Source organism: Eubacterium barkeri (genome assembly GCF_900107125.1).
Classification (GTDB): domain Bacteria; phylum Bacillota; class Clostridia; order Eubacteriales; family Eubacteriaceae; genus Eubacterium_O; species Eubacterium_O barkeri.
In genome coordinates this window covers 1-8,202 of record NZ_FNOU01000039.1, presented here as the reverse complement: position 1 = coordinate 8,202, position 8,202 = coordinate 1, and the positions used below count along the sequence as shown (strand labels likewise).

The window sequence follows — 8,202 nt, the reverse complement described above, 5'->3', positions numbered from 1 at the left end:
GACACGCTCTCGAATGATGAAAAGGAACAAGTGGCTCTGATTCTCCAATCCTCAAAAGCACTGCAAAAGGCGTATTACTTTAAACTGAAATTCGGATATATCTTCCACGCCAAATCCCGTCAAGAGGCCGAAAGCCTCCTCAGCCGTTGGATTGCCGAGGTCCAGCTCGATGGAATGAAAGAATTCAGCAGCTGCTGCCAGACCTTCACCCGATGGTCGAGGGAAATCCTGAATTACTTCGACCACCCTTATACCAATGGCTATACGGAGGGGGTGAACAATAAAATCAAAGTGTTAAAGCGTAATGCCTATGGCGTTTCTAATTTCAAGCGTTTTAGAAACCGTATTCTCTATATGATGAAGGCATAGAAAAAGGACAGCTGATTCTGAACTGCACCCCTAAAGTTAGACAGTATGATATACTGTAAATAACTTGGGGGTGTTTTTCTATGCCGAAAGGAAAGTCATTTAGCGGAGAATTTAAGCAAAGAGTTGTAGAAGATATGCGGGCAAATAAGCTCAGTTTTCGAGAAGCAGCACAAAAGTATAACTTACCGAGTCACGAGCGGATACGCCAGTGGGAACGAACATATCTCACAGAGGGAGCTGCCGGTCTATATGTAGACTATCGTGGACATAAAAGCACGGGGCGACCTGCAAAGCTGCCCAAACAGGTGGAAGAGGATTTGCTGGCGGAAAACCAGCGGTTGCGAATGGAGATTGACTACCTAAAAAAATTGAATGCCTTGGTTTCCAAAGAGGAACAGCAAAACAGAAAACGCAAGTAATCTGGGAGCTGAGGCAGAAATATCCGGTTGTTGCGTTGCTGCAACTGGCACAAATTCCACGCTCAACCTATTACTATCACACCAAACAACAAGAAAAGCCGGATAAATACGGCGAGATTAAGGAACAAATCACAGCAATTTATCACGAAAACAAAGGGCGGTATGGCTATCGTCGCATTACGGATGAGCTGCATATTCGTGGCTATGTCATCAACCACAAGACGGTGCAACGCCTTATGAAGCAACTTGGACTCATTTGTATGGTTCGTATTAAGAAATATCGTTCCTACAAAGGCACTGTCGGCAAGATTGCGCCCAATCTTCTGGAACGCAATTTTGAAGCGGACAAACCCAACCAGAAGTGGGTAACCGACGTGACAGAATTTAGCCTGTTTGGGCGAAAGCTATACCTGTCGCCCATCCTCGACCTATACAGCAGGGATATCGTTAGCTACACAATTTACGACCATCCGGTGTTGTCCATGGTCACCGAGATGGCAGAAAAAGCGTTTGAACAGATACCGAGTGGCACCAATCTCATTCTCCATTCCGACCAGGGCTGGCAGGTGTGACAAGAAGTCACATAATATATTGTCGAAAGACTACCCAATCCATTTTGGGTAACCCTATCATGACTGGCGTAGACGGCGACGTCCGGGTCAGAAAGCTCATGAGACAACGTGGAGAGTCTGGCAGCCTGAGCCGGGCCGACTGCCAGGGTAAGAATGCTATGGAGAACGTAAAGTGAATCATCGTAGGAATCGTTACGCTGGAGCAAGCGAAACAGGCTGGAACGCTTGGACCAAAATGGTAAGGAGTCCGGCAAGGGCCAACTGATAAACCCACGCGAATGGACGAAGTACTCCCGGTTCAAAGATGGCTCCTAAGGCATTCATAATTATGTAGTATGTGGAACTTGGTAAACCCGATATGCCCCTCCATCAAAGAGGTATCGAACCGCAAGGGGATGAAACGGCATAGCGGGCAGAAGAACGGATAAAAAGCGAAGGCTGATTCTGTAATGGAAACAGATAAGGGTTCGAACTTTGCCCTGGCCTGAAAGGGTGCTGACTTATCCGATGGTATGGCCTGGCAGGAAAGGAGGGTAAACCGATGCATTTGAATCGTCCAACGACGGATAAAACCGAGGACTCCAAAGGCACCCACGCCCTGTCCCGGCAGTGGGAGACCATAGACTGGGAACAGGTAGAAAAGGATGTCAATCGGCTGCAAACCCGGATTGGAGTGTTATCATAATAGTACAGTCAAAAACGCAAGAAAATGATAAAATAAAGAAAACAGAGAGGACTGTACACACCCATGGCAAAAAAATACACACCCGAATTCAGAGCAGAGGTCGTCAAGCTGTCTCAAGAAATTGGCGCACGACCAGCATCTGAACGCCTCAACATCAATCTTGATACAATGTATACCTGGATAAGCAAGGCGAAACATCGTCAAACTGAAGTCGATGCCCTCATCCAGGAAAAAGGGGGTACGGTCGCCTTAGCTGATGAAAACAATCAGCTAAGGCGTGAACTTCGGGAACGTGAAGAAGAAATTGAAATTCTTCAAGATGCTCTCGGTTTTTTCGTCAAGCGCCGGAAGAAGTAAGTAAACGGGAACGGATGAGTTATATTACGCTTAAGCGGGGAACCTTCAGTGTTAAAGCACTTTGTCGAGCGCTTGGCGTTACAGAAGCCGGTTATTATAAACATTTGAGAAAACCGGATACCCCGTCTAAAACTACCCTTCTTCTGGCGCAAATCTACGAGTGCTTAAAGGCAGATCCGGAGAATAGTAATGACGGTGTCCGTCGGATTTATGACTATCTCCGCATTCATAACAATTATAAGGGAAGCCTTCGAACAGTTTACCGAATCTGCCGTGAGAATAACCTGATCATTCGTCGAAAATCACACCCCAATGGGATTACGAAGGCTGATGGGGAAGCACAAAAATCCGAAAATCTGATCAAGCAGGATTTTGCAGCGGAAGCCCCCAACACGAAATGGCTGACTGATATCACTGAAATTCCATGTTTTGATGGGAAGCTTTATCTTGCAGCAATTCTGGATTGCTATGATGGAAGCATCGTTGGTTATCATATGGATGACAATATGCGGGCTTCACTCTGCACTAGGGTCTTCGAAAACGCTTGCTATACCTATAGTGCTTCAGGCATGATCCTTCACTCGGATCGTGGGTCGCAATTTACAAGCACAGCCTTCCGCACCGCATTGGCTGCGAAGGGCGCGATCCAAAGTATGAGCAGTGTTGGTCGATGTTATGATAATGCCCGGATGGAGAGCTTTTTCGCAACGCTTAAAAAAGAAAAACTTTATCGCATCAATACGAAAAAGATGACTCAGGAGATCGTCAAGACGATTATCTTTAAATACATCCAATACTATAATCATCGTCGGATTTACAGCACTAACGATGGCCTTCCGCCACTCTCCAAGCGGGCACTTTACCACTGTGCTGTTGCTGCATGATTTTCCTTGTCGGTGTGACTAAACTTTTATTGACAATTCCAAAAGGATGGAAGCGCTGGCTGTTTATGACAGAAGAAGAAAGCCTCATCAATCTGAGGTGTATCCCAATCGTCAGACACCCCAAACTGCAGATCACACAGAACCCATTCATCGATAAGGATTACTTTGACTGGCGAAAGAAATATCTGCGGAACCTTGTTGCTGCCTGAAAAGGTGAGGACATGCTTGAGCCGTATGAGCGGGAAACTCTCACGTACGGTTCTTAGACGAGGGAGAGGGAGCAATCCCTCTTTCTTAGTCGATTATCAGCACAAGCATTACCAGCAGATGCTACGAGAAAAAGGTATCCGACAGAGCATGAGCCGCAAAGGAAATTGTCTGGACAATGCAGTAATTGAAAATTTCTTTGGGTTACTCAAGAGTGAATTGTTGTATTTACAGAAGTTTGAGTCTTTTGAGCAGTTTAAGGCCGAACTGGTTGACTATCTGGATTACTACAACAACCGCCGTATCAAGGCAAAGCTAAAGGGCTTGCCACCTGCAATTCACAGACAACAAGCCCTCTTAGTTGCTTGAACAATTATTAACTTAAATATTTGTCTAACTTTTTGGGGTCAGTTCATTCTTTCGCTGTCCCTGATATTTCTTTTTCTTTTGGCTTTACCCCAACATTTGACATAGAGCCAAAATAGTGTAAATGTTCGGATGCTGGTTTGCATCTAACATTTACACTTATATGGTACTAAACGCTACAGCCATATTTGCAAAAGAACGATAACAGAATACGTGTTCTTCATCCAAAACAACCTGGAGAATTATACGGTCAAGCAGATGTGTAAAGCCTTGAAATTCGCAAGAAGCACTTATTATGAGGCTCTGGTTCATGTCCCCTCAAATAAAGAAAAGATTCTCAGCAGAAGTCAAGGCGTGCTTTGAACAAAACAAAAAGCTTTATGGTGCTATTAAGATTCACTGTAAACTGATTGAAAAAGGTATTCCATGCAGTATCAAGCGTGTACAACGCCAAGAACTTCGTTCAATAGTTGTAATAAAGCACAGTTATAAAGTAAATCAGGGCAAAGTACCCGATAATAAAGAGAATATTCTAAATCGTGACTTTACGGCAGAAACCATTAACCAAAAGTGGGCGACTGATATTACTTATATTTATGTTCTCCGAGAAGGATGGACGTATCTTGCATCTGTGATGGATCTTTATGACCGGAAAATCATCGGTGCCTATGGTAAAAACATAACTGCTGGTCTAGCCTTGAATGCAGTGAAAAACGCCTGTTTAAACGTAACAGATACAATGGGTATCATTCTCCATAGTGATTTGGGCAGCCAAGTGCGACAAGAAGTCGCTTAATATATTGCTATTATGCTACCCCATCCATTCGGGGTAACTCTATCGTGACTAGCGTGGATGGTAACGTCTGGGTTAGAAAGCTCACGAGACAATGAGGAAGTTCTGGTAGCCTAAACCGGAACAACTGCTAGAGTAAGAATGCTATGGAGAACGTAAAGTGAATCACTGTAGGAATCGTTACGCTGGAGAAAGCGAAAAAGGCTGAAACGCTTTGACCAAAAGGTATGGAGTCATGCAAAGGTATACTGGCTAGCCAATGCGGATGGAAAATGTACTCCCGGTTTAAAGGTGGCTCCTAAGGCATTCACAATTATATATTAGGCGGAACTTGGTAAACCCTATATGTTCCCTGAAATGAGGTATCAAACCGTAAGGAGCGAAATGACATAGAGGGCAGAAGAAAGAGATAAGAAGCGAACGCTGATTTTGTAATGAAAACAGATAGAGGTTCAAACTTTACTTCGACCTGAAAGGGTGCTGACTTATCTCATGGTAGTTTTTGGCAGGAAAGGATTGTAACTTTATGAATTCCAGTATTTCAACGACGGATAAAACCGAGAAACTGAAAGACTCAAAAGCACTCGCATTCCAGTGGGAATCCATGGACTGGTGCAAAATTGAAAATGACGTCAATAGACTACAATCGCGAATTGCTAAGGCAACGGCAGATGGAAAAATTAACAAAGCCAAAAGATTACAGTATTTATTAACCCACTCTTTCTCAGCAAAGGCATTTGCTGTAAGAAAAGTAACAACAAATCAAGGAAAAAAGACATCGGGAGTAGATAAAAAATTATGGTCTACCCACGCATCAAAGATGAAAGCAGTACTACAGCTCACTGACAAAAAATACCGAGCAAAGCCACTGAGAAGAGTTTACATTGAAAAGAAAAATGGCAAAAAAAGACCGCTTGGGATTCCCACAATGTATGACAGAGCAATGCAGACATTATATGCACTCGCATTAGAAACTATTGCCGAAACTACCGGGGACACAGTTTCCTTTGGTTTTCGCAAAGGTAGAAGTGCTAAAGATGCGGAAGAACAGATTTTCTGTGTACTTGCAAGAAAATGCGCTCCGAAATGGATTGTGGAAGGTGATATAAAAGGCTGCTTTGATAATATCAACCATGAATGGTTACTTACAAACATTCCAATGGACAGAAGAGTCATGCGCCAATTCCTTAAGTCAGGCTTCTTCTATCAAGGGAAACTATTTCCAACAGAAATTGGTTCGCCCCAAGGCGGTGCTATATCGAGTATCTATGCGAACATGACGTTAGATGGTATGGAAAAACTAATACAGAATAAATATCACCGTAATTCTAAGGGAAAAATAGAAAATCATTACAGAGCGAAAACAAAGGTTAACCTAGTGCGTTATGCAGATGACTTTATCATAACTGCAAATTCAAAAGAAATTGCAGAAGAAATCAAGGCTCTGATAAGTAACTTCTTACAATCCCGCGGTTTACAATTATCAGAAGAAAAGACAACAATTACTCATATCGATAACGGCTTTGATTTTCTTGGATGGAATTTTCGAAAATATAAGGAAAAACTCATTATAAAACCATCAAAGGACTCAATAAAACGCATGGTAAGGAAGCTATCCGATATTATTCTCAAGGAAGGTAAAGCAAGTACTCAGGCAGATTTAATTCGTCGATTAAACCTCGTTATAAGAGGTTGGACAAACTATCACAAACACACTGTCACAAGTAAGTCATTCTCAAATGTTAATAATACCTTATATTTACTGTTACAAAGATGGGCGAAACACCGTCATCCAAATAAAACTGGACGATGGAGACTTAGCAAGTACTGGCATAGTAAGGGAAATAAACCTTGGCTATTCTCTGTGGATGAGTGCGAACTAATCAATCTACGGACAATTCATATCTGTCGACATCCAAAACTTCAAATTAGAAAAAAATCCGTTCCTAGACCAGAAATATTTCAATGACAGGAAACGAAAGATTCAACGGATAAATGCCGCCTGAAAAGGTTAAAAACTGCTTGAGCCGTATGAGCGGGAAACTCTCACGTACGGTTCTTAGATGAGAGAAAGGGAGTAATCCCTTTCTCTTAATCGATTATACCAGTGATTTGTTCGAAAAACATATGAACGAAAATGGGTTGGTTCATTCATTTAGTCGAAAAGGGAATCCTTATGACAATGCATGTATTGAATCTTTTCACTCAGTACTGAAGGAGGAAGAAATTTATCTGCATACGTACCAAGACTTTGAAGAATGTCGCAAGGCAATCTTTGAGTATATAGAACGCTGGTATAATCGCCAAAGGATTCACAGTGCACTTGGATATAAAACACCTCAACAAGTGGAGGAGGAAGCGTTACTGACAGGATAAAGAAGTTCAACTTTTTGTGTCCAATCTATTGACATAGGTCCACATCCCACCTGGCGTTGTCACAGCCATCGAAAATGGATTCAATGGTCACGAATCTTTCGTATTCCATTCATAAAAGCATTTCTTTCCCGCGTTGTAATTCTTGATCTGACATTGTTATGTCCTCTTTTTTAATTATAACATGTTTGACAAGCAAACTTTAAGATAACTGCCACTTTACGGTTTTTTTCTGGTTACAGCAGGTGCCCCTTGAGAGTGGTTTTGCTTTAGACTCACCACTCTCAGTTGGAGGAGCGTTACAATATTATATAGCGATTGGTTTTTCGTTTGGGCATCTGAGGCACCTGGTCCGGATACCCAAAGGTGACCATTGCCACCATGGGGCCCTTCTCCCGGGCGAATTCGCGCTGGATGTCTTCTGACAATCCAGCTTCTACCGGGGCGGAGAGCCAGCATGATCCGATGCCTTTACCCTGAGCGGTCAGGACCATGTTTTCTATCCCTGCTGCAATACTTTGGATGACAGCCTCCCGTTTCCATTGTTCAAATTTGGGCTGGTTCATAAAGGCAAGAACGCACAGGGGTGCACCGCCCAATAGCGAGATGAAATGCTGGGTGTTGACAATGAGCTGGGGGTAGTCACCAAAGCGTTCTTCTAATTCCGGCTTTATTTTTTCCGAAGTAACTGCCATGATTGAGAGGATCCGTTTCATTTGCTCCGGGCTTTGGATAGCCACATAGTACCAGGGCTGCAGATTGATGGCGGAGGGGGCCATGGTCCCAGCTTCCAAGATGTCGATAATATCCTGATTAGGGATGGCCAGTGGTCTGTATTTCCGTACAGATCGGCGCTCCCGGATGGCCTGATTGATATCCATATTACAATTCTCCTATTAGTTCTCATTATTTTCTGAAAAACCCGCCAGAATGGCGGGTTGCAGACTGTCGACAAACCCAGGTCAGGGTGATGATAAAAATACGAGAACCCCGGCGCCCCTGCGGGCAGGCGTTTTCAATTGCCATCAAATCAAGAAAGCAAACCCGCCTTAAACCCAATCAAAACCAAAGGTTTTGCGCACTGACGAATGAGGGCTAACCCTTTGTTCGTCAGCGCCTGGGGTCCGGGGTGAATCTTTTTTATCCTCACCCTGACCGCGCTACATCACTTTGTCTA

At 43.4% G+C, this 8,202-nt stretch carries 10 protein-coding genes and 1 pseudogene; 10 read left to right on the top strand and 1 reads right to left on the bottom strand.

Annotated features, from left to right (window positions below; all coding sequences use genetic code 11):
- The 10 genes and pseudogenes from BLU30_RS13965 to BLU30_RS13920 form a co-directional block, all read left to right on the top strand.
- The coding region (locus BLU30_RS13965; RefSeq protein ID WP_143024252.1) for a transposase at positions 1 to 369 on the top strand (369 nt) is incomplete at its 5' end.
- An 80-nt stretch (positions 370 to 449) separates the two neighbouring features.
- On the top strand, positions 450 to 788 hold the full coding sequence (locus BLU30_RS13960) for a helix-turn-helix domain-containing protein (RefSeq protein WP_090247289.1): 339 nt from the start codon (positions 450 to 452) through the stop codon (positions 786 to 788).
- Positions 737 to 1,360 (top strand): IS3 family transposase, encoded by a 624-nt coding sequence (locus BLU30_RS13955; RefSeq protein ID WP_143024251.1) that lies wholly within the window; start codon positions 737 to 739, stop codon positions 1,358 to 1,360. The genes BLU30_RS13960 and BLU30_RS13955 overlap by 52 nt, the downstream gene beginning before the upstream one ends.
- Before the next feature lie 541 nt (positions 1,361 to 1,901).
- Positions 1,902 to 2,045: a hypothetical protein gene (locus BLU30_RS14315; protein ID WP_176770958.1), complete on the top strand. Its 144-nt coding sequence runs from the start codon at positions 1,902 to 1,904 to the stop codon at positions 2,043 to 2,045.
- Between the two features lie 63 nt (positions 2,046 to 2,108).
- Positions 2,109 to 2,402 (top strand): transposase, encoded by a 294-nt coding sequence (locus BLU30_RS13950; RefSeq protein ID WP_090247286.1) that lies wholly within the window; start codon positions 2,109 to 2,111, stop codon positions 2,400 to 2,402.
- A 14-nt stretch (positions 2,403 to 2,416) separates the two neighbouring features.
- Entirely contained in the window at positions 2,417 to 3,286 is an 870-nt protein-coding gene (locus tag BLU30_RS13945; RefSeq protein ID WP_090247284.1) for an IS3 family transposase, read from the top strand.
- Between the two features lie 303 nt (positions 3,287 to 3,589).
- Positions 3,590 to 3,862: pseudogene (locus tag BLU30_RS13935) on the top strand (transposase); the annotation flags it as partial.
- Positions 3,863 to 4,169: 307 nt separating this feature from the next.
- Complete coding sequence (locus BLU30_RS13930) at positions 4,170 to 4,655, top strand: DDE-type integrase/transposase/recombinase (RefSeq protein WP_176770957.1); 486 nt, start codon at positions 4,170 to 4,172, stop codon at positions 4,653 to 4,655.
- A 523-nt stretch (positions 4,656 to 5,178) separates the two neighbouring features.
- Positions 5,179 to 6,621: a group II intron reverse transcriptase/maturase gene (gene ltrA, locus BLU30_RS13925; protein WP_242873600.1), complete on the top strand. Its 1,443-nt coding sequence runs from the start codon at positions 5,179 to 5,181 to the stop codon at positions 6,619 to 6,621.
- 158 nt (positions 6,622 to 6,779) lie between these two features.
- On the top strand, positions 6,780 to 7,028 hold the full coding sequence (locus BLU30_RS13920; protein WP_422717904.1) for an integrase core domain-containing protein: 249 nt from the start codon (positions 6,780 to 6,782) through the stop codon (positions 7,026 to 7,028).
- A 296-nt stretch (positions 7,029 to 7,324) separates the two neighbouring features.
- Here BLU30_RS13920 and BLU30_RS13915 read toward each other — a convergent pair whose 3' ends face one another.
- A complete protein-coding gene (locus tag BLU30_RS13915; protein WP_090247280.1) occupies positions 7,325 to 7,906 on the bottom strand; it encodes a nitroreductase family protein in 582 nt (193 codons plus the stop codon).
- Positions 7,907 to 8,202: the final 296 nt, after the last annotated feature.